At 46.4% G+C, this 20,410-nt stretch carries 20 protein-coding genes and 1 riboswitch; all 20 genes read left to right on the plus strand.

What is annotated here, in order from left to right:
* Nucleotides 1-97: 97 nt before the first annotated feature.
* The gene (locus FB479_RS15825) at nt 98-1,045 is read left to right on the plus strand and encodes an accessory Sec system S-layer assembly protein (RefSeq protein WP_142065931.1); all 948 of its coding nucleotides are present in this window, start codon (nt 98-100) and stop codon (nt 1,043-1,045) included.
* 93 nt (nt 1,046-1,138) lie between these two features.
* Nucleotides 1,139-2,101, plus strand: a complete 963-nt coding sequence (locus FB479_RS15830) for an SLAP domain-containing protein (RefSeq protein WP_142065932.1) — start codon at nt 1,139-1,141, stop codon at nt 2,099-2,101.
* 40 nt (nt 2,102-2,141) lie between these two features.
* Nucleotides 2,142-3,137, plus strand: coding sequence for an SLAP domain-containing protein (locus FB479_RS15835; RefSeq protein WP_142065933.1), 996 nt, complete (start codon nt 2,142-2,144; stop codon nt 3,135-3,137).
* Between the two features lie 181 nt (nt 3,138-3,318).
* The gene (locus FB479_RS15840) at nt 3,319-5,895 is read left to right on the plus strand and encodes a S8 family peptidase (protein ID WP_106654718.1); all 2,577 of its coding nucleotides are present in this window, start codon (nt 3,319-3,321) and stop codon (nt 5,893-5,895) included.
* A gap of 61 nt (nt 5,896-5,956) precedes the next feature.
* Nucleotides 5,957-6,058, plus strand: a riboswitch (SAM riboswitch).
* Nucleotides 6,059-6,190: 132 nt separating this feature from the next.
* Entirely contained in the window at nt 6,191-7,396 is a 1,206-nt protein-coding gene (metK, locus tag FB479_RS15845; protein ID WP_142065934.1) for a methionine adenosyltransferase, read from the plus strand.
* 148 nt (nt 7,397-7,544) lie between these two features.
* Nucleotides 7,545-8,561 carry a polysaccharide deacetylase family protein gene (locus tag FB479_RS15850; protein ID WP_142065935.1) on the plus strand — a complete coding sequence of 339 codons (1,017 nt, stop codon included), beginning with the start codon at nt 7,545-7,547 and terminating at the stop codon, nt 8,559-8,561.
* Nucleotides 8,558-9,700 (plus strand): sensor histidine kinase, encoded by a 1,143-nt coding sequence (locus FB479_RS15855; protein ID WP_106654716.1) that lies wholly within the window; start codon nt 8,558-8,560, stop codon nt 9,698-9,700. The genes FB479_RS15850 and FB479_RS15855 overlap by 4 nt, the downstream gene beginning before the upstream one ends.
* A 33-nt stretch (nt 9,701-9,733) precedes the next feature.
* Nucleotides 9,734-10,441: a response regulator gene (locus FB479_RS15860; protein WP_142065936.1), complete on the plus strand. Its 708-nt coding sequence runs from the start codon at nt 9,734-9,736 to the stop codon at nt 10,439-10,441.
* A 70-nt stretch (nt 10,442-10,511) separates the two neighbouring features.
* A complete protein-coding gene (locus FB479_RS15865; protein ID WP_106654714.1) occupies nt 10,512-10,877 on the plus strand; it encodes a glycosyltransferase in 366 nt (121 codons plus the stop codon).
* 149 nt (nt 10,878-11,026) lie between these two features.
* Nucleotides 11,027-13,015: an ATP-dependent helicase ComFA gene (locus FB479_RS15870; protein WP_142065937.1), complete on the plus strand. Its 1,989-nt coding sequence runs from the start codon at nt 11,027-11,029 to the stop codon at nt 13,013-13,015.
* Nucleotides 13,012-13,791, plus strand: a complete 780-nt coding sequence (locus FB479_RS15875; RefSeq protein WP_142065938.1) for a ComF family protein — start codon at nt 13,012-13,014, stop codon at nt 13,789-13,791. The genes FB479_RS15870 and FB479_RS15875 overlap by 4 nt, the downstream gene beginning before the upstream one ends.
* 87 nt (nt 13,792-13,878) lie before the next feature.
* Entirely contained in the window at nt 13,879-14,307 is a 429-nt protein-coding gene (locus FB479_RS15880; protein ID WP_106656022.1) for a TIGR03826 family flagellar region protein, read from the plus strand.
* Between the two features lie 110 nt (nt 14,308-14,417).
* A complete protein-coding gene (gene flgM / locus FB479_RS15885) occupies nt 14,418-14,693 on the plus strand; it encodes a flagellar biosynthesis anti-sigma factor FlgM (protein WP_016742371.1) in 276 nt (91 codons plus the stop codon).
* A 72-nt stretch (nt 14,694-14,765) separates the two neighbouring features.
* On the plus strand, nt 14,766-15,257 hold the full coding sequence (locus tag FB479_RS15890) for a flagellar protein FlgN (RefSeq protein WP_142065939.1): 492 nt from the start codon (nt 14,766-14,768) through the stop codon (nt 15,255-15,257).
* Between the two features lie 12 nt (nt 15,258-15,269).
* Entirely contained in the window at nt 15,270-16,832 is a 1,563-nt protein-coding gene (gene flgK, locus FB479_RS15895; protein ID WP_142065940.1) for a flagellar hook-associated protein FlgK, read from the plus strand.
* Between the two features lie 32 nt (nt 16,833-16,864).
* Nucleotides 16,865-17,752, plus strand: coding sequence for a flagellar hook-associated protein FlgL (gene flgL / locus FB479_RS15900; RefSeq protein ID WP_106656020.1), 888 nt, complete (start codon nt 16,865-16,867; stop codon nt 17,750-17,752).
* A 24-nt stretch (nt 17,753-17,776) separates the two neighbouring features.
* Nucleotides 17,777-18,355 (plus strand): DUF6470 family protein, encoded by a 579-nt coding sequence (locus tag FB479_RS15905; RefSeq protein ID WP_232030222.1) that lies wholly within the window; start codon nt 17,777-17,779, stop codon nt 18,353-18,355.
* A 17-nt stretch (nt 18,356-18,372) separates the two neighbouring features.
* Nucleotides 18,373-18,774: a flagellar assembly protein FliW gene (fliW, locus tag FB479_RS15910; protein ID WP_142065941.1), complete on the plus strand. Its 402-nt coding sequence runs from the start codon at nt 18,373-18,375 to the stop codon at nt 18,772-18,774.
* A 35-nt stretch (nt 18,775-18,809) separates the two neighbouring features.
* Nucleotides 18,810-19,040 (plus strand): carbon storage regulator CsrA, encoded by a 231-nt coding sequence (csrA, locus tag FB479_RS15915; protein ID WP_106656018.1) that lies wholly within the window; start codon nt 18,810-18,812, stop codon nt 19,038-19,040.
* A gap of 189 nt (nt 19,041-19,229) precedes the next feature.
* Nucleotides 19,230-20,378 carry a flagellin N-terminal helical domain-containing protein gene (locus FB479_RS15920; RefSeq protein ID WP_106656017.1) on the plus strand — a complete coding sequence of 383 codons (1,149 nt, stop codon included), beginning with the start codon at nt 19,230-19,232 and terminating at the stop codon, nt 20,376-20,378.
* Nucleotides 20,379-20,410 lie beyond the last annotated feature (32 nt).

The following is a 20,410-nucleotide window of genomic DNA, read 5'->3' on the forward strand; positions in this document are numbered from 1 at the left end:
TGCCAAGTTTTCTATGTTGCAAAAGGATGTCACTATGCTATAGTGGATGACGAATGCAAACTGTATATAGATGTAGAGAAAAGTTGGGAGCGACGATATGTTATCCTTCTTGAAGAATTTAATGGGGAATAAACCAACAGCGAGAGAGGTACAAGAGCAGGTTCAGGAGGAATCGATCTTGTCCGCTTCTGATACCGCACAGTCACATCAAGAAGAAAGCCAGGTACAGGATGCATCTTCTGGCGTCATCACAACGCTCTCCCTGCATAAATCATGGGAAGAAAAGCTTAGTCCACAGGAGAAGTATTCGCTCTCCTTTATGGCTCAAGAACTGACTCCATTGCAAGCCGGGAATATCTCTCTGGCAGGGACTTCTCTTGTTCCGCATGATGAAGGGATTGAAGTGACAGCGTTCATCCGGAACAGTTCTGATGAACCTGTACACCTGAATGAGACGACACTGGTGGTACTGTTCGGTGATCAGGAGCTGTTTACCCGCCAGACGTTCGATCTGAGCGAGATCGGGGAAATTCCACCGCGTTCCGCAAGGCCGTGGTCGTTTGTATTTGATAGAGAACACTTCCTGAAAGTGGATGTTCTTTTGGCAAATTGGAAAATTGCTTTTGAATTGGCCGAGAAGAAAATGGTTCTGCCACAGCAGCTAGAGCTAGAGGAATCCTGGATTAAGGCGTTGTCTGAAGAACAGAAAACTTACTTGATTCAGTTAGCCAAGAATCTTCCTGCATTAAAAGAGGGAGAGGTCAATATCCAGAGTGTACAGCTTGGTCGTTCGTCAGAAGGCGATCTTCATGTCATGCTTCTGATACGCAACGGCTCTGCGCAGTCCCTTTCCTTTGAAAAATTGCCGTTGGTGCTGTTTGATGCGAGTGGAGATAAAGTGGCAGAAGGCTTATTTGAACTGGATGGCCTGACTGTCAATGCAAATACCAGCAAGCCGTGGGTGTTTATTTTTCCGCCGGCAAGCATCCAAAAGGAAGCGCCAGATTTGTCTCGTTGGAAAGTGAGCGTACCCCAAGGAGCTTGAGTTTTCGAGAGACCAATTTGCATGGGCTAGTCTAAAACGTTTATGATGATAAGAGAAGCTTCGTTCGTGCCCGGACGTGTGAGGAGGTATCATATGTTTTCCTTTATGAAGAATTTGTTAGGTAAAGATCAGCAGAAGCGCTCCCTGGAGGATCTGAAAAAGGAGATTCAGGAAGAGTCGACAATTGATTTGGCTTCCATGACTAGCAACGAAGTCGAAATGGATAGCAATGGTGGACCGGAAAAGTCTGCTATGAAGGCTGAGAAAATTCGAACCGAGCTATCCTTGAGCCCGATATGGGAAAGTGAGCTGGATTCGGAGAAAAAGTATACTCTCCGCTTTTTGCAAGCAGAATTGCCTGAAATGGTACCAGGCATGATTAGCGTAACAGGCTTCAGTATGATTCCACAGCCAAACGGAATGACTGTCGCTATGTTTTTCCGCAACGCCACAAATAAACCTGTACGCATTAAAAACGTAGGATTAGCGATTTATCTAGACGACAAGCCTTTTGCGCGAATCAGAGTGGATTTGTCAGATATGGGGGCTATTCCACCGCATTCCAGCCGTCCATGGGAGGTTTTATTCCCGGAAGAAAGCTATTTGCATGAGAATTTCACCTTTAGCCGTTGGAAAGTAGTAATGAAGGCCGGCAGCAATACACATGTTTGGCCTCGTACACTGGAGCTTGATCCTGAAATGGAGAAGCGCATGACTGATCGTCAAAAGGATCGTCTGGAAGCATTGACACAGTCTTTGCCGTTGGTTCCTATTAATACGGTGGAAGTAACCGGTTTTGACATCCGAAAAACCGACGAAGGAAACCTGGTGGTAGCCATGCTTTTCCGAAATGGACTCAGCCATGATTACCGTCCGGAAAAACTCAAGTTTACGATTTCCGATTCGGATGGAGATGTAGTTGCGACAGGTTCTCTGGATGCAAGCTCCATTCGGGTGAAGCCTGGAAACAGCCGTCCGTGGCTGATTGTATTCCCGCCTAAATTTGTGAAAAAGCCTGATGCCGACCTGAAAAGATGGGCGCTTACTGTAGAGTAGAACGCACATTTTTTCAGGATGGGAAAGAGGAGGTTGCTATATGAGTTGGTTATTGGAAAATTGGTTTGGTTCCAAAGAGAGCCTGGAGCAAGTACGCGAAGATATTCATGAGAATCTTCATAGAGAGTTTTATCTGGGTGTATCCGGACTGGATAATCCGCAGCAATCTGCGAACCGTGTGGACTCGAAGGAACTGTTTTTGGTGATGAATGGTCCTTGGGAAAATCAATTGGATGACGCTGAGCAGGAGCTGTTGCAATACGCGCATGATGAAATGCCTCCGGTTGTTCGTGACGAAGTCGGTATCATTCCGTTCTTCACGCAGGTTACTAATGATGGTTATCTGGTCCTTACCTACATTCGCAATGCGACAGAGCGCAGCGTTTTGCTTCAAAAGCTCCCGTTGTCTTTGGTTACGGAGGACGGAGAAGAGGTCGCGAGAAAAACGTTTGACCTGATTGCCTCAGGACCAGTAGGAGAAATGTCCAGTCGCCCGATGGAATTTATGTTCCGTTGGGATGAGTTCGACCGGATCCCTGAAAAAGAGATCCCTCTGATGCTGACTTTTATCAAGCCTAAAAAGCACGGAGTAGAGGACAACCAAAATTATAACTGGGGTCTGAGTGCAGATGAGTCGGAGCAGTATTTGCAACAGGCTGAAGAGGCGAACCCGATTGTTGAGGGCGAAGTAGATTTGCAAGTCCTCGATATCAAGCCTGGTGAAGATAACGGCTTGAAGGTTATCGTTGCTTTCCGTAACGGATTAGGAAAACGTCTGGAGTTTACCGAAGTGCCAATTATTGTTCATGATAAAGCGGGCGATACGGTAGCACGTGTACACTTTACGTTGGAAAACATGAAGGTAGAAGCGAACAGCCATCGCGTGTGGGCGTTCGATATTCCTTCCTCTTCCTTTAAAAAAGAAGCGGTAAATATTGCTGAACTGACTGCCTTTATTCCCAAAGCGCAACAACGAAAAAAAGAAAAAGCTCAGGTAACACCTGAAGTAGAAGACAATAAAGGTTTGTTACAGTAAGGAGAAAAACCCTTTTTGCCGATGGTGAAAAGGGTTTTCTTCTGTGAAAGCGTTCCAAATATTGGAGAATGAGGGTTGCGTGTCCCCCTTTTCATCCGCTATGCTAAAGACCAGATGACAAATACCTGAATTCCTTTTAGACTGCTACTTTTGCAGGGGAGAGAAGGAAGGACTGTTTTACATGAAAAGATCAGTGAACATGTCAGTGACTGTTACATTAATGGTCACGCTCATTATGGCAAACAACCAATCAGTCTTCGCAGCAGCGCCTCCGGCATCCAATGACTACTATTTGACCAACCAGCTGCATCTAAGTCAAATTAAAGCAGATAGAGCTTGGCCAACGGTAAATAGCAATGAGCAGATTATTATTGCTGTATTGGATACTGGGGCAGATTATAAACACCCTGATTTAAAGGGCAACCTTTTGCCAGGTGTGAATCTCGTCAATCCTGGGAAGTCAGCACAGGACGACAACGGGCACGGCACAGAAGTAGCCGGTGTTCTTGCTGCTAGTGGAAATAATAATATCGGTGTTTCGGGTGTTCTTTGGAATGCCAGGATTTTACCGATTAAAATCTTGAATAGCAAGGCGTCATCGGATGTTGAACTGATTGCGAAAGGCATCAATGTAGCTTTGGATCGTGGTGCCAAAGTCATTGTGATGTCCTTTAGCAGTATGGCTTACTCTAAGTCGTTGGCAGCTGCTGTACAACGAGCGGAGAGAAGCGGAGCCGTTTTGGTTGCAGCGAGTGGTAATGAAAGTAGCCGTGTGGCGTATCCAGCTGCGTATCCAACTGTCGTAGCGGTAGGGGCTGTGAGGAGTAACAATGAAGTGTTGTATCAGGCAAATACGGGGCCTGAACTGAATTTGGTAGCTCCTGGGTTGAATGTATACACAACAAAGCTCGGGGGAAAATACGGCTCGTTTAGTGGTACTTCAGCGGCGGCACCGCAAGTAGCTGGTGCAGCTGCGCTCATTCTCGCTCGGCATCCTAATCTCAGTCCATTTGATGTGAGGCAATTGCTTTATCAAACGGCTACTGACTTGGGGGAGAAAGGATGGGACCGGAAGACTGGATACGGCTTGTTAGATGTCAACAAAGCAGTAAAAACGGCACTTTCTTACGACTTTTTAGAGCCGAATGATTCTTCTTCCAAAGCGAAGGCGTTTCCGATTGAGTCACAAATACGTGGCAATTTGGGTCCAAAAGATACCGTAGATTGGCTAAAGATGGACATCCCTTACGATGGAAAGGTCAGCTTTACGGCTACAGTGACATCGGGTATTTCTTCGGCGATGGCTGCTACCTTTTACCCTGAGAATCGTCAACCGATTACACAGTACTTCGGGAATGGCGATACGATAACGGTTCCGGTCAAGGCAGGAAGAATGAACATCCGCTTAATGCGCAGTGGAGGCGTCAACAACGCTTTTACATACGTGTTGACGAGTAAATTTTTGATCAATCCTGACCGAAATGAACCGAACGATACACAAGAAACGGCCAGACCGCTTGTAGGGAACCAAATCAGTGTGACAGGCAATTTTCATGATGAAGGCGATCAGGATTGGTTCTCCTACTACGTTCGTGAGTACGGGCATTTAGATGTTTCTGTTAGCCCTGACAACAAGCGAGTGGATTTGTTGCTGGGTCTTGGTAAACAAGCGCCCGGCCAGAAATCAGTAGTCTGGGATCCTCTATACGATAATGGGACAAAGGACAATCCGACAGAGCGGGTTAGTAAAGAGGTTTCCCCGGGTAAATATTACATCCGTGTGAGCGAGTATTCGCGGAATGCAGTCAATGGCGAATACCAGCTGGATTTGGGATACACGCCAGTTAAAAAAGATTTCAATGAGCCGAATGATACCTATCAAAAAGCGTCTCCGTTAAGCGGTGGGACAGTGATGTCAGGAACAATTCCGACAGCAACTGATTCCGACTGGTTCCAATTTACTGTCAATAGCGAATCATACGTGACATTCCGAGCGCCGTATATTCCTGTGGAGAGTGGCTTTCGTTTCGCACTCTACAGTGATCGAAACATGAACTATGCACTTGCTTCGACGAATGAGGTAGCCGAGCTTTCCAATAGTGGGAAGGACATTATCGGGGTGCGCTTGCAGCCGGGAAAATACTATGTACGCCTCAATAGCGGTACTGCGTTCAAATATGATTCGTACCGACTCACGGTGACGCAGCAGAAATTGGTAGCTGGGTATCGCGATATTTCGGACCACTGGGCGCGCTCAGAGATCGTCAGACTAAGCTCTCGCGGTATAGTAAATGGATTTAATGATGCGTCGTTCAAGCCGAATCAGGCAGTGACCCGTGCAGAGTTTGCGACGATGCTGCTTAAATCGATGCGTGCGACCGGTTCCAAGGTAGCGACTACCTACACAGGAAAAACGGCCTTCCGGGATATGCCAAAGCGGCACTGGGCGTATCACAATCTAGGTGTAGCCTATCAGTTAGGAATATTGAAAGGGTACCCGAAGAATGAAATGAAGCCGGATCAGCCGATATCGCGTGCAGAGATGGCGGTAATGATCGCGCGGGCACGTGATGTTTTGATGTATAACCGTGGTACCTCGAATTATCAGGATGTGCCAACGAGTCATTGGGCTTCTCCTGCCATTGAGGCTTTGACATCTAAAAATTGGCTCAGTGGGTACGGATCTTCCTTTAAACCGAATGGAAGGGCAACTCGCGCCGAGGTAGTTGTGGTACTTTCCAAAGCTTATCAATTATAAGTAAAATTTTTCCTATTGACATCTCTGAAAAAAACAATTATTCTATTATCCGTAATGGATACTCTTATCCAGAGCAGGCGGAGGGACTGGCCCTATGAAGCCCGGCAACCGATCTCGAGCGGTGCTAACCAGCAGAACGGACATCTGTTCTGGCCGATAAGAGGATGAAGGAAGCAAAAAACGCTCAAACCTTTTCCTCCTAAAAATGGAAAAGGTTTTTTATTTGCGTTTTCGTAGATAAAATCCTGACTCGGCTACCACACTATTTGTATGAGGTCAAAGGAGGTATTTTCTCATGGCTTTGCAAAAAGGTCGTCGTCTGTTTACATCCGAATCTGTAACTGAAGGACATCCGGATAAAATTTGTGACCAAATTTCCGACTCCATCTTGGATGCGATCCTGTCCAAAGATCCAAACGCTCGCGTAGCTTGCGAAACTTCCGTAACTACTGGTTTGGTTCTCGTAGCAGGTGAAATCACTACAAACACTTATGTGGATATCCAAAAGCTCGTTCGTGAAACCATTCGTGAAATCGGTTATGACCGTGCAAAATTCGGTTTTGACGCTGACACTTGCGGTGTTATTACTGCAATTGGCGAGCAGTCCGCTGACATTGCACTTGGTGTAGACCAAGCATTGGAAGCACGCGAAGGCAAAATGACTGACGCTGAGATCGAAGCAATTGGTGCTGGTGACCAAGGTTTGATGTTTGGTTTTGCTTGCAATGAAACACCTGAGCTGATGCCACTTCCGATCAGCATGTCCCACCAATTGGCTCGTCGTTTGACTGAAGTACGTAAAAACGGAACACTTGGTTACCTCCGTCCTGACGGAAAAACACAAGTAACTGTTGAGTACGATGGCGACAAACCAGTTCGTATCGATACCATCGTTATTTCTACCCAACATGCTCCTGAAACAACTTTGGAGCAAATCAAGCAAGATCTGGTTGAACACGTAATCAAACCAGTTGTTCCAGCTGAACTGTTGGACGCTGAAACCAAATACTTCATCAACCCAACTGGCCGTTTCGTAATTGGCGGACCACAAGGGGATGCTGGCTTGACTGGCCGCAAAATCATCGTAGATACTTACGGCGGTTATGCTCGTCATGGCGGCGGTGCGTTCTCCGGTAAAGATCCGACAAAAGTTGACCGTTCCGGTGCTTACGCAGCTCGTTATGTAGCGAAAAACATCGTGGCTGCTGGCCTCGCAGACAAATGCGAAGTGCAAGTTGCTTACGCAATTGGTGTAGCACAACCAGTTTCCATCGCAGTAGATACATTCGGTACAGGCACTATTTCCGAAGAAGATCTGGTGAAATTGGTTCGCAAACACTTCGACCTGCGTCCTGCTGGTATCATCAAGCAGCTTGACCTGCGTCGTCCTATCTACAAACAAACAGCTGCATATGGCCACTTCGGACGCAATGACCTGAATGTTCCTTGGGAGCAAACAGACAAAGCAGAAGTTCTGAAGCAAGAGGCTGCTCAACTGTAATATTCAACGACATAAAAAGAGCCTGGTGTTGCTACTGGGCTCTTTTTCATGTTAGGAGCTAAGTCATCCAATTATTGGGTCAAATGTTGCACAGGAATTTGTATGACTGTGTCGAATCTCCTAGTGAGGAAGTAGAGGAGGGGTTTTTTTGCCGAACAGAAGGCTCTTCCTGATCGTGTTTCTAACTTTTTTGTTTTTTGCAGTGGCTATTGGGTTGTTAGGCGAATCTTTTCTGGAAAAAAAGAATAAACAAGAAGTGCAACCTTTTCCCCAAGTGGATACGTCTATAAGCATAAGTGAGACAAAAAATGCTGAGCCAAACGTCACACCAATTGAAGAAGCAGCCGTTCAAACGAAAAAGTGGTATAACAATCAGGTTGTGGTTTTGACGTACCATCATGTCACGGATCAATCGAATCAGCGGTATGTCATAGCTCCTGATCAATTTGCCCGACACATGAAATTTTTACATGATAACGACCTGAATCCGATTTCGTTGGAGGAGTTCCTGCGATTTATGGAGACGGGTACCTTACCGACTGAGAATGCTGTTTTGATTACGTTTGACGATGGGTATGAGAGTTATTACACAGAAGCATTTCCGATCTTACGTACATACGGCTACCCTTCAGTGAACTTCGCGATTGCGGGGCGCTTAAGAGATGTAGCTGACCGAAAACGGGAGCATATGACGCCACCACTTACGCGTCAACAGGTTAACGAAATGACTCATTCGGGACTGGTTACAATCGGGTCCCATACGTACAGTCTGCATGAAGAGGAAGAACGAAATGAGTGGGGCGATCTTGGCCCAGAAACAGCTCCGGTCTATCTAAAGGACTTGCAGCGTTTAGAGGACGAGAAAGAGTACAGGGACCGCCTCTATGTGGATTTCAGTATATCTCGCGTCGGTTTAAGCGAATGGATGAAGCAAGAGATTGAAGTCATCTCTTTGCCGTTTGGCTACACAAGTCCAATCGTACTGGAGACAGCTCGTCAAGCTGGCTACCGCTATGTATTTACATCCAATCGTGGATTCGTAAAGCAGGAAACAGATCCGTTTGCCATTCCACGCAATGACATGGGACTGCGAGATGTAGAAGAAGAGCACCTCCAACAGTTGTTCACGAAGGCTAAAAATGAGTTTGAAGGAGAGCAATCATGAACAAAGCGATTGACATCAGCGTGCTGGACGGGGTGATCAAGCGAACGATTGAAACCGTAGAAACGAGTAAAACCCAAATATTTGATATAGCTGAAAACGCCAGACAGCATGGCAACTCATTGAAGTTTGATTTGCATGAACTTCGACAAGAAATTTCCAAAGTGATTCAAAAAGTCGATGCGCTTGAACTTGCGTATCGCAAATCGCGCAACAAGCTCGTCTTGGTCAGTCGTAATTTTCATATGTACACGGAGGAAGACATCCGGGTTGCGTATGAAGAGGCGAGCCGTATTCAGGTAGAACTGTCCATTTACCGCGAGCGGGAAAACAATTTGAAGCGCAGAAGAAATGATTTGGAGCGTCAGCTGCGTACCTTGGAAGAAACCATCGTCCGTGCAGAAAAGCTGGTTTCTCAAATGGGCGTCGTGCTTGGTTACTTGACAGGTGACTTAAGCAAGATAGGCGAGGCGCTGGAATCGGCTAAGCAGCATCAGTTGATGGGCCTAAAGGTAATCCAGGCTCAGGAAGAAGAGCGCAAGCGTGTCGCACGAGAGATTCACGACGGTCCAGCTCAATCGATGGCGAATGTCGTGTTGCGTTCGGAAATTGTAGAACGCATGTTGAAGAACGAGCGCATTTTGGAAGCGCAAATGGAACTGCACGAGCTGAAGGAAATGGTACGCTTGAGCTTGGCGGATGTTCGACGTATTATTTTTGATTTGCGTCCAATGGCATTAGATGACTTAGGGCTAGTACCTACCTTGCAAAAATATATTCAAACGTGCGAAGAGCGTATTCAGTCTTCCATCGATCTGGTAGTATTTGGTGTGGAGCCTCCTTTGCGCAGTTCGGTAAAGGCTGCGATCTTCCGTTTGGTTCAGGAATGTCTGAACAATGTGGAGAAGCACGCAGGCGCTTCGACAGTCCAAGTGAAGCTGGAATTTGTACAAGATTCGTTAAGCCTTGTCGTCAAAGACGATGGGGTCGGATTCGATCTGGAAAAACGCATGGCGAATGGCAACTCTTTTGGACTCTTGGGAATGCGTGAGCGTGTACAGCTCTTAGAGGGCAGTGTCGAGCTGCAATCCGCTCCGGGAGAGGGAACCAAGGTTATATTCCAAATACCGATAAAATTGTGACATGATACGTAAATAAGTACTGGGGGATGAACCATGGATAAAAGACAGCAAGAACTCCGCATTGTGATTGTGGATGACCATCAATTATTTCGCGAAGGCGTAAAGCGAATATTGGAAATGGAAGAAGATTTCAAGGTCGTCGGGGAAGGTGCGGACGGAGGAGAAGCCACAGTATTGGCGGAAGAGCACAAGCCGGATGTCTTGTTGATGGATATTAACATGCCGAACATAAATGGTGTTTCTGCTGCAGAAAATGTGATTTCTGTAAGTCCTTCTACTCGTGTGATTATGCTCTCGATTCATGATGATGAGGGATATGTGTATCGTACACTCCGCTCTGGAGCTTCTGGCTACTTGCTGAAGGAAATGGGAACGACAGACCTCGTTGACGCTGTGCGTGTAGTGGCGAGTGGTGGTGCATACATACATCCGAAGGTGACGGGCAAGCTGATTGAAGAATTCCGTCGTCTGAGCGAGCAGGAAGGGACGGCAGAGCGTAGCTTCTCCGTAGATGAATCGCAAGCCATCGATCCAAAAGTGATCGAATCGCTTACCCGTCGCGAGCGGGAAGTATTGCAGCTGATGGCAGAAGGGAAAAGCAATCGTGCCATTGGGGAATTCTTGTTTATTAGTGAAAAGACGGTTAAAAATCACGTTAGCAGCATTTTGCAAAAGCTCAATGTTCAAGACCGGACACAAGCTGTTGTCATCTCCATTAAAAACGGCTGGGTGAAATTGTAGGAAGCGCTTCCTATTTGCACTCTGTTCAAGCCGTGCGGCATACCTTGGTATAGGAGGAGGTATGACCGTGATGGAAGAGCTGATTGTATGGCTTTTGGCAGCATTTGGCTGCTCCTCTTTGTTGGTAATGATCGCGGAGCGCTGGACCAATCGGACGGATAGCGCGAGCGAGCTCCCGCATGAGCATTATCGGTTGTTGGTACGCAATTCGGAACAGGTGCTGGAACGTGTAGTGAGGAGTCTGCTGTTTCGTTCATATTGGAGTGGCAGACCTATCCGAATTACCTTGATAGATGATGGATCTGACGATGATACGAAACAGATGGCAGCTGTCTTGAATCGTTATCCGTACGGCTATTGTTTGGGAGATGTACAGGAGGAGATTGCGGCTGGAACCATCGTCATTGATCTGCGGGAGAAAAAAGAGGGAGCATAAAGGTTTGTTGAGCGTAAATATTACGAGCTGTCGACAATAGATCGGCGGCTTTTTTATTTTTCTACGGCCTGATTTTGGTTCCGAAATTTATTTGCCGGACCTGTCTGTCTTTTTGCACACTAAGGGCAAGAGGGCGGAGGAGTGATCGCATGCGTGAGTATTTGCTGTATATCAAAGCTTCCGGCGGATCAATACCACAGGTGCAGACTTATGTTACGCCGAGCTTTTCTGTAGATCGTTCTTTTTGGCAGGAGAGAGAAGGGTGTGTCCTGCATGTCATCGGGAAGACGTCTTCGCTTGCTCTGGCTTTTTCCTTGCGTGCGAAAGTGAACGGGTATTTGATGGATCAAGTTGGTAAAGGACGGGTGCTGACTGAGGGATATGTAAAAGAGTTGAGAGCGTTGGCAGCAAGTAGCGTGTGCGAAGCGAGTAGCTTATATGGGCGGGAAGCAGTGAACGTACAGGATCGTCGAGGGCAGGGGTGGTTTTCTTGGGAGTCAGTCGAGGAGACTGTAGAAGTTTCATATCGAGGTAGCAAAGAATCGGGGAAGTTGCCGGGTTCTCGGTTGAGCTTTTTAGGTGGTCGCGAACTTCTGCGAAGGAGCTCATCCCGCGAGAAACCTCAAGAAGCTGTTTTGAGCGAGATTTTGGACGGGCGTGCGCTTCTTTGGGATGAAGTAGAGTCCTTGCTGAAAAAGCGAGGGGTAGACGTGCATGATTTGTCAGCCATTTTGCATTCATTCGTGCTTGCGAACAAAGCGGAGTGGCGACCTGGCATTCGTTTTGTGGTCACAAAAGGATGGCGGCGCAATCGGCTGGAGTTGGTCTGTGAACGCTGCGGAAGCGCAGGAGCGAAGGTGGAGCTTACTTATTGTCATACGTGTGAGCAAGGTTGCGCTTATTGCACAGCCTGTTTAGGGATGGGCAGGAGCAAGTGTTGTACGCCGTATTTTTTTATGGATATGGGGGTATCCCTTATCCGTAGCGCAGACCATTTGCAGAACGTGGCGAGATTGGAGTGGGCGGGGAAGTATTCAGCAGATCAATCGCGGGCAGCTGAGCGAGCGCGTTGCTTTGTAGCCAATCCGAGACCAGGATTGTCAGAGTTTTTGATCTGGGCAGTTTGTGGAGCGGGCAAAACAGAGTTGTTATTCCCTTCTGTTACTGAGGCACTTGCTGCTGGCGGTCGCGTTTTGATTGCGACACCTCGAAAAGACGTCGTGTTGGAGCTGGCTCCGCGGATTCAGCGAGTCTTTCCAGGGGCTAAAGTGATCGCCGTCCACGGTTCGAGCGCGGAGAAGTGGGAAGAGAGTGACATCACGATTGCGACCACGCATCAGGTCATGCGCTACCATCGGCGTTTTTTGCTGGTGGTTCTCGACGAGGCCGACGCGTTCCCTTACCATAATGATCCTATTTTGTATCGAGCTCTATCCAGAGCGGTGAAAACGAATGGGAAGCTCCTCTATTTAAGCGCGACACCTCCGGGATATTTACAAAAGCGGCTCGTTAGGAAAGGGCGCTCAACCCTAGGCTCGTCTGGCGCGATACCGCTCTTCTCTGATACGCATGTTCTGTTGCCCGGGCGCTATCATGGTGCTTCGCTTCCAGTCCCCAAGATTCTCACGGTACAAGGCTTACATAAGCGCGTTCAGAAAAAACAAATCGTGGCACCGTTAATAGAAGCGGTAAGTACTTCTCTGAATGAAGACCGACAAGTTTTTGTTTTTGTCCCGCGCGTTGATGAAATTGACAGAGTGCTATCGTATCTTCAAAAGTGGCTTCCTGCTCAGGCAGGGGAGATGGCCGGTGTCCATGCGGCAGACCCTATGCGGGAGGAAAAGGTACTCGCGTTTCGAGAAAAACGTTATACCGTCATGGTGACGACTACGATTCTGGAGCGGGGTGTGACTATACCGAAGAGTGACGTAGTAGTGATAGGTACGGAGGCACCCGTTTTTGACGAGGCATCTTTGGTGCAAATAGCAGGGCGAGTAGGGCGGTCACTCGATGATACGACGGGTAGCGTTCTGTTTTTGCAAACAGAACGCGCTACTTCTCCAAAGCGGGCTGTCAGACAGATTTCACAGATGAACAACTTGGCTCAAAGGCTCGCGGAACAAAGAGGCCTTTCATGACCAGTGGGATGTGTGTCCGTTGTGGTGGACGTATCATTGCTCTTCAAAAGGAAACGGTCGCTCGAGAAAAAGGGCGACAGCTATCGGATCAGATGAGCTATCCGGTCATCTACCGGATGTTAAAAGGGATTGTGGTGTGTGGAGTCTGCCTTGATGCTTTGCCGTTGATTGGGCATGATATTTGCCAGCGGTGCGGGCGTGATAGGAAGTGGCAGGCTAGTATCGGCAGCGAAGGGTTATGCAGGGATTGTGTTCATGGAGAAGATGGTCAGATTTTGGTGGCAAATCGGAGTTTGCTTCGCTATGAAAAGGGAGAGAAGGATTTGCTCGGATTGTTCAAATATCGCGGTGATGAAAGGTTAGCTTCATACTACGGTACGCTTCTCGCCGTTACGGTTCAGCGTTATTACAGGTCTATGGGGTTTACCTGTATCACGACGGTCCCCCTACATCCACAACGATTGCGGGAACGCGGCTTCAATCAGGTTGACTTGTTGGCTCGCCATTTAGGAGCAGCGATCAAGATTCCCGTGAGATCTTTGCTGCGTCGAACGAAGGACACCCCGAAGCTAAGCAAACAGAGGGGGCGTGTGTCCCGACAAGAAAGCATGCGTGAAGCTTTTGCGTGGGGTGAGCAGAGTATACCGTCTGCCTCTACAGTCTTGCTCATCGATGACATCTATACAACTGGTGCCACGCTGCGTTCGTGCGCGAGGACAATCAGAGAACATTTGGGGCCAAGCTGTGAAATATATTCCTTGACAATATACCGATAGCCAGTTTGGAAAAATTAAGCTATGATGTAGGCATACAACGGATATGGAACCGTATGAACTTTCTGAACGGAAAAGGGGTTGTCCGATATGTCTATGGGCAAGTTGGCAAACTGCTCGCGGTGTGATGCTGTATTTGTACAAGCAGTCCGTGACATTTGCCCCAAATGTTATAAAGAAGTGGAACAAGAATATGAGACATGCGCCCAGTTTTTACGAAAGCGTGAAAATCGCGGATCGAATATTCATCAAGTGAGCGAAGCTACTGGCGTAAGCGTAAAGCAAATCACGAAGTTTATCAAAGAAGGGCGCATTTCGGTTGCTGGCAATCCCAACCTTGGCTATCCATGTGAACGCTGCGGTTTTTTGATTCGGGCAGGCAACATATGCGAATCTTGTCTAAAAGGCTTGAAGCACGAAATCACGCAAGAAACCGAGGTAGAACAGAGGTTGGAGGAATTCCAACGAGCCCAACTAGCCCAAGCGGCTTATCGAAGAAAGCAGAATAGTGACGAATAGTTTTATGCAAAAAAACTAATCGTACATCATGAAATTGCCGATGATACTACTAAGAGGTGTCATCGGTTTTTTCTATGAAAAGACCGTTGGTATGAGAGGATGGTAATCAGATGCGGATTAATGAACCTAACCGTGTCGGGATGATCAATGCTTACAACAAGACAGGCAACAACCAGGTAGGCAAAAGCGGCAAAATCCCGATGGGCAAGGATGAAGTGAACATTTCCACAGAAGCGCTGGAAATGCAAAAGCAAGTAGAAGATGTCAACTCTCCACAACGTCGGGAAAAAGTGGAGCAGTTGAAGAAGCAAGTGGAGGAAGGAAAATATCACGTCTCAAGTGAGCGGATCGCTGATAAGCTCCTGTCCTTTTGGAAAAAGCTGTAACAAAGAGCTGAAGAGGGCTTTTTGAACAGCCTCTTTGAATAGTTTTCGATGGAAGATGAGGAGAAGCAAGGAATGAATAGACTCTACGATCTGCTCGACAACTTGATCCAGTTGCACAAAGCCTTGTACACCTTAGCCATGCACAAGAAAGAAGTGCTGGTAAAAGGGAATGTGGATGAATTGATAGCCATTACACGCCAGGAGCAAAAACTGATCAAGGGCGTCACAGAAGCTGAAGCAGCCCGCCAGCAAGTCGTAAAAGAACTGACAGCACAGAAGGGCTTTGCGCTGCAAGAAGGCACACTGGCTGAATTGATCAAGTTGACGACCAGTGCGGAAGAGAAGATGCGACTCACCTCCTGTCGTAATGAGCTAAGCCGGATTGTGACCGAACTGCGCGATGCTAACGACCTGAATCAGCAGTTACTGGAGCAATCCCTTTCTTTTGTAAACATGACGCTCGACCTGATCACAGATACGCCCGAGGACGACTACATTTACGGAAGGCCGACCTCGGATACGTATCGTCAGGCTAATCGAACTTTTTTCAACAAAAAAGCGTAAAGAGGTGTCGAAATGCGCTCTACTTTTCATGGAATTGAAGTCAGCAAACGCGGCTTGTTCGCTCAACAGTCCGCGCTAAATACAACGGGACACAATATCTCCAATGCAAATACGGAAGGGTACAGTCGCCAGCGCGTGAATATGCAGGCTACGACTGGCTTGCCTTATGTAGGATTACAAACAAATATCGAAGCGGGATTATTAGGGACAGGTGTGAATGTCGTTGGTATCCAACGAATGAGAGAAAACTATCTGGACCTGCAATTCCGTAACCAAAATAAGGATTTTGGTTATTGGGAAGCTCAAAGAGATGCTTTGGGTAAAATTGAAGGAATCATGAATGAACCTTCAGATACGGGCTTGCAAAAGGTTATGGATGAATTGTGGAAGTCCTGGCAAGATTTATCCAAAGAGCCAGAGAGCCTGTCTGCACGTGCAGTAGTAAGACAAAGGGCTGTTGCGGTTGCAGAGACATTTACGGCACTTACTACTTCTCTGACTGATTTGCAGACAGATTTGGATAATGTGGTCTCTACAAAAGTCATAGATATTAACTCAATATCAAATCAAATAGCTAATTTGAATAAACAAATTGGAGACTTGGTGCCGCATGGTTACCAGCCTAATGATTTGTACGATCAACGTGATTTGTTGTTAGACAAGTTAGGTAAGCTGGTTAATGTAAGAGTTACCGATGCTGGAAGCGGGATGATTAATGTAACTGTTGATGGAAGGGAACTAGTCAATGGTTCACAAGCTGTTGCCATGGGTGTAGTGAGGAATCCAACGACTAACTTATTTGATGTGACACTTGGTGGCGAAGCGTTTGTGCCGCAGTCTGGCGGACTGTTGGGTACGATGGAAGCACGCGGGCTACCAGTAGTCGATCCTATCACTGGTCAATCAAAAATAAGTGGGCCAGTTGCAAATATGCTTGACCGCTTAAATATTCTTGCGCTGAATATGACAAAAGAAATTAACGATCTACATCGCAAGGGTATGAACCTGAATGATATTGAAAACAGAAAAACAAATCCTGGTGGGCCTCTTGCAGATTTGCCGTTTTTTGTAGATGCTGACGCTGTAAAAGCAGATCCAAATACAAAAACGTATCCTACGAGCTCTGCTAAATTACAAGTAAATCCAGCCATTATGGCAAGTCTAAATTCGCTTGCTGCGGCATCAGTCGAAACGACAGGAGCGTCAGCGGGAACTTCATTCCAAGGTGATGGTTCCAATGCATTGGCTATTGCAGGTATTAAATACAAGTCCCTTTCTCTTTCCATTGGCTCAGCTACTCAGCCGGAAACTACTACATTAGATGACTTTTACCGTTATGCAATCGCTCAACTAGGTGTAGATAGTCAAGAAGCTCAACGTATGGAAAAGAACTCAGAATTGTTATTAGGGCAAGTTGATACTCAGAGACAATCGGTTTCAGGTGTGTCCATCGATGAAGAAATGTCTGATCTAGTAAAATACCAGCATGCCTATAGTGCTGCTGCACGTGCAATGACGAGCTGTGATGAGGTATTAGACAAGATCATTAACGGAATGGGACGGGTAGGACTGTAAAATTACTGTAGGTAAAAGAAGAGGTGAGGAATATGGCAATTCGTGTCACGCAAAATATGCTCAATAATAACATGATGAGAAATCTAAATAACTCCATGGGCATCATGGATAAATATCAAGAGCAGCTTTCTTCTGGACGTAAAATCGCCAAGCCATCTGACGATCCAGTGGTGGCAGCGAGGGGGATGCTCTATCGCTCGTCGCTTATGGAGAATAATCAATACCAACGCAACGCAACAGAAGCCCAATCATGGCTGGAACTGTCAGATGATTCGATGGATCAAGCGACCGATGTATTGCAACGTGTTCGGGAGCTTCTGGTACAGTCCGGGGATGCTAGCTTGGCGGATGATTCGTTGATCGCCATGGGAGAAGAGATTAAACAGTTGAAGAACCAACTTGGAAGCATTGCGAACGCAACGGTTGGTGGGCGTTACATATTTGCGGGAACAGATACTCTGACTGCACCTTATCAGGGTGGAGATTTCGTAAATCAAAACACATCGGAGATTCGGTTGGAAGTTAGTAAACAAGTTTACGTTCCAATCAATGTGAATGGTCAGACAATATTCAATAAGAAAGATGCCGATGGAGATAACGTATTCAAGCTTCTGGATGCTGTTGTTTCAAACTTGTCAACAGGAGCTCCGGCGAATGATATGCTAGAAAAAATGGATTTTCAAATGGATAATTTAATGGCGGAAAGAGCGGCATTGGGAGCTCGAGTAAACCGGATTGAATTGGTGCACGCTCGTTTGGCAACCGAGGAAGTCAATGTGAGCGGGCTGATGAGTACCAACGAAGACGCTGATGTTGCTGAAGTGATTACAAACTTGAAAACTCAAGAAAATGTCCATCGTGCAGCTCTGGGAGCTGGTTCGAGAATCATCCAACCTACCTTGCTTGATTTTCTGCGATAGTATTTTGGGGAAAGGAGCGTATGGATGATGCGTATTCCTCAGATTCAGATGCAACAGACGTATGCTCAGTTAGGGTTGAATATTAATCGACCAGTGCAGGATATTCAACAGCCACAAGCAGAACTTAATTTGCGCCAAGAGGCAGCGATTATCGAAATACGTCAAGCGAAGGGCTCACTGACGATAGATTCAAGTGAAGCTCGTGAAAATATCGATATGCGCGGACCGCTCAGACGAACGCGAGATAATGCAGACTACGGATATCGTATGGCTATGGAAGCGATTGCGAACATTAGTCAAGAAGGCGACCAATTAAGAGCCATAGAAAATAAAACGGATGCTGTTGTGGCAATTTCTGAACAGGAATCAATGCCGAGAGATTCGGAGATCATAGCTGCAGGTTCTTTGGTTGGGGATGGAATCGAGATGCGATATGACTTGCAACCACTTGATATTCAAGTACAGGAACGTGGAGCCACAATGGATCCGGAGATTAAGAAGCCTATTCATAACTACACGCCTGGCAAAGTGGAACCGTATATACTCCGTTGGAATAGCTTGCAAATTGAAGTTGCCGGCTTACACGTGGATCAAAGGATATAAATAAAGGAGACATGTAAATGTCAGGAATCCAAGATATCTCCGTTGGTAAGCTTTTTTTTGAAGATGGGCTACCGGGTTTCCCCGAGATGCAATTTTTTCAAATTAGCAAAGAGGATGCAAATGTACCGTTTTTTCAAATGCAGTCGACAGAAGATGAGTCTATAGGCTTTTGGCTAGCAGATCCATTTGTTTTTGTACCAGATTATCAATTTGATCTGCCAGATTATGCAAAAGCGGCTTTGCGTTTGGACGAAGAGGAGATATCCGTTGCTGTCCTCAACATTATTACGCTTCGGGAAAAAGGACAGGTAACCATCAATCTGAAGGCACCTATTGTAATTAACCGTAATAATCGGATGGCCAAACAGGTTATTCTAAATGAAGAGAAATACTCATTGCGTCATCCCCTGTTTACATAGCAGGATAAACCGGTTAAAGGGGCAGGTGATTATTGATGTTGGTATTGTCTCGGAAAATGGGCGAGTCGATTATGATCGGGGATCAAATCGAAGTGAAGGTAGTATCAGTAGATGGGGATGCGATACGTTTAGGAATTAGTGCCCCAAGGGAAATCAGTGTTCACCGCAAAGAGATATATATAGGAATCAAAGAAGAAAATGAGCTTGCCTCCCAGTCCAAAGTAGACTGGGAGACGATGAAAAAGTGGATAGAAGAGAAAAGCTAACTCATAAATCTGGCGAACCTACAAATTTCGTCAGATTTTTTTATTTCTAGTAATAAAAATGCTAAACTGCTGCTCATGCTTAGCCGATATATATAGTGAGAGGGAAATCACACAAGCGCGCGATTGGGTGGTATCCCTAATTAAAAGAGCCACATGGACGTGGCCTTAATTATCAAGGAGGAAAAACACATGCGTATTAATCACAACATTTCTGCAATGAACACTCACCGTGCTCTGTCTGCAAACACAGCAAACTCTGCTAAATCTTTGGAGAAACTGTCTTCCGGTCTGCGTATCAACCGTGCTGGTGACGATGCTGCGGGTCTCGCAATCTCTGAAAAAATGCGTGGTCAAATCCGCGGTTTGGACATGGCTCAAAAGAACTCCCAAGATGGTATCTCCCTGATCCAAACAGCTGAGGGTGCGCTGACTGAAACTCACAGCATTCTGCAACGTATGCGTGAACTGGCTGTTCAATCTTCCAACGATACTAACACAGACTCTGACCGTGCAGAACTGCAAAAAGAGATCGACCAATTGATCGAAGAAGTTGATCGTATTGCTAACACAACTGAGTTCAACACGCAAAAACTGTTGAACGGTGCTAAGAGCGGTATTAACACTGAGGCTAGCACCGTTGTAATTAATGAAAAAACATCTGATGTCTTCAAAAGTGTTAAAGCTGCTGGTGGCGCTTCGACAGTAGCTGACTCTTCTTACAATATTCGTATTTCCGAGAAACAAGGTACTTCTTCCTTCAAAATTGAATGGACTGATCAAAGAGGAAAAACTGCATCTACCATTATTAATGGTGCTGCTGCTACTTCGTTTGCAATTGGTGGAGCCACTTTGGGTGTAAAACTCTCCTTGGCGACTTTGTCTACCTTGAGCATTGGTAAGGAAGCAACTGTTACTTCCCGTGCTGCTGTAAATGACATTTCTGATTCTTCTTTGACTTACCAAATTGGTGCTAACTCTTCTCAAACTATGCGTGTTAGCATTGAAGACATGAGAGCTAAAGCATTGAACATTGATGGTATCTCTGTAAAAACGACTTCCGCTGCTGAAGCATCCATCTCTGCTATTAACAAAGCTATCGAAGATGTATCGACTCAACGTGCAAAATTGGGTGCATTCCAAAACCGTTTGGAGCACACAATCAATAACTTGGGTGCAGCTTCTGAGAACTTGAGCGCTGCTGAATCCCGTATCCGCGATGTAGACATGGCGAAAGAAATGATGGGCTTCACGAAGAACAACATTCTGACGCAAGCTGCTCAAGCGATGCTGGCTCAAGCTAACCAACAACCACAAGGCGTACTGCAACTTCTCCGTTAATTTTACGTCTTGAATATTTATAGTAAAAGCCA

This window comes from Brevibacillus sp. AG162, from assembly GCF_006715575.1.
Taxonomy (GTDB): domain Bacteria; phylum Bacillota; class Bacilli; order Brevibacillales; family Brevibacillaceae; genus Brevibacillus; species Brevibacillus brevis.

Bases quoted from the DNA above. Each gene is read 5' to 3' on its own strand.
- FB479_RS15860 (WP_142065936.1), top strand. From the start codon at position 9,734: ATGGATAAAAGACAGCAAGAACTCCGCATTGTGATTGTGGATGACCAT.
- flgK (WP_142065940.1), top strand. From the start codon at position 15,270: ATGCGCTCTACTTTTCATGGAATTGAAGTCAGCAAACGCGGCTTGTTC.
- FB479_RS15920 (WP_106656017.1), top strand. From the start codon at position 19,230: ATGCGTATTAATCACAACATTTCTGCAATGAACACTCACCGTGCTCTG.
- FB479_RS15875 (WP_142065938.1), top strand. From the start codon at position 13,012: ATGACCAGTGGGATGTGTGTCCGTTGTGGTGGACGTATCATTGCTCTT.
- metK (WP_142065934.1), top strand. From the start codon at position 6,191: ATGGCTTTGCAAAAAGGTCGTCGTCTGTTTACATCCGAATCTGTAACT.
- fliW (WP_142065941.1), top strand. From the start codon at position 18,373: ATGTCAGGAATCCAAGATATCTCCGTTGGTAAGCTTTTTTTTGAAGAT.
- FB479_RS15840 (WP_106654718.1), top strand. From the start codon at position 3,319: ATGAAAAGATCAGTGAACATGTCAGTGACTGTTACATTAATGGTCACG.
- FB479_RS15855 (WP_106654716.1), top strand. From the start codon at position 8,558: ATGAACAAAGCGATTGACATCAGCGTGCTGGACGGGGTGATCAAGCGA.
- flgM (WP_016742371.1), top strand. From the start codon at position 14,418: ATGCGGATTAATGAACCTAACCGTGTCGGGATGATCAATGCTTACAAC.
- FB479_RS15835 (WP_142065933.1), top strand. From the start codon at position 2,142: ATGAGTTGGTTATTGGAAAATTGGTTTGGTTCCAAAGAGAGCCTGGAG.
- FB479_RS15825 (WP_142065931.1), top strand. From the start codon at position 98: ATGTTATCCTTCTTGAAGAATTTAATGGGGAATAAACCAACAGCGAGA.
- flgL (WP_106656020.1), top strand. From the start codon at position 16,865: ATGGCAATTCGTGTCACGCAAAATATGCTCAATAATAACATGATGAGA.
- FB479_RS15865 (WP_106654714.1), top strand. From the start codon at position 10,512: ATGGAAGAGCTGATTGTATGGCTTTTGGCAGCATTTGGCTGCTCCTCT.
- FB479_RS15880 (WP_106656022.1), top strand. From the start codon at position 13,879: ATGTCTATGGGCAAGTTGGCAAACTGCTCGCGGTGTGATGCTGTATTT.
- FB479_RS15890 (WP_142065939.1), top strand. From the start codon at position 14,766: ATGAATAGACTCTACGATCTGCTCGACAACTTGATCCAGTTGCACAAA.
- FB479_RS15870 (WP_142065937.1), top strand. From the start codon at position 11,027: ATGCGTGAGTATTTGCTGTATATCAAAGCTTCCGGCGGATCAATACCA.
- FB479_RS15830 (WP_142065932.1), top strand. From the start codon at position 1,139: ATGTTTTCCTTTATGAAGAATTTGTTAGGTAAAGATCAGCAGAAGCGC.
- csrA (WP_106656018.1), top strand. From the start codon at position 18,810: ATGTTGGTATTGTCTCGGAAAATGGGCGAGTCGATTATGATCGGGGAT.
- FB479_RS15905 (WP_232030222.1), top strand. From the start codon at position 17,777: ATGATGCGTATTCCTCAGATTCAGATGCAACAGACGTATGCTCAGTTA.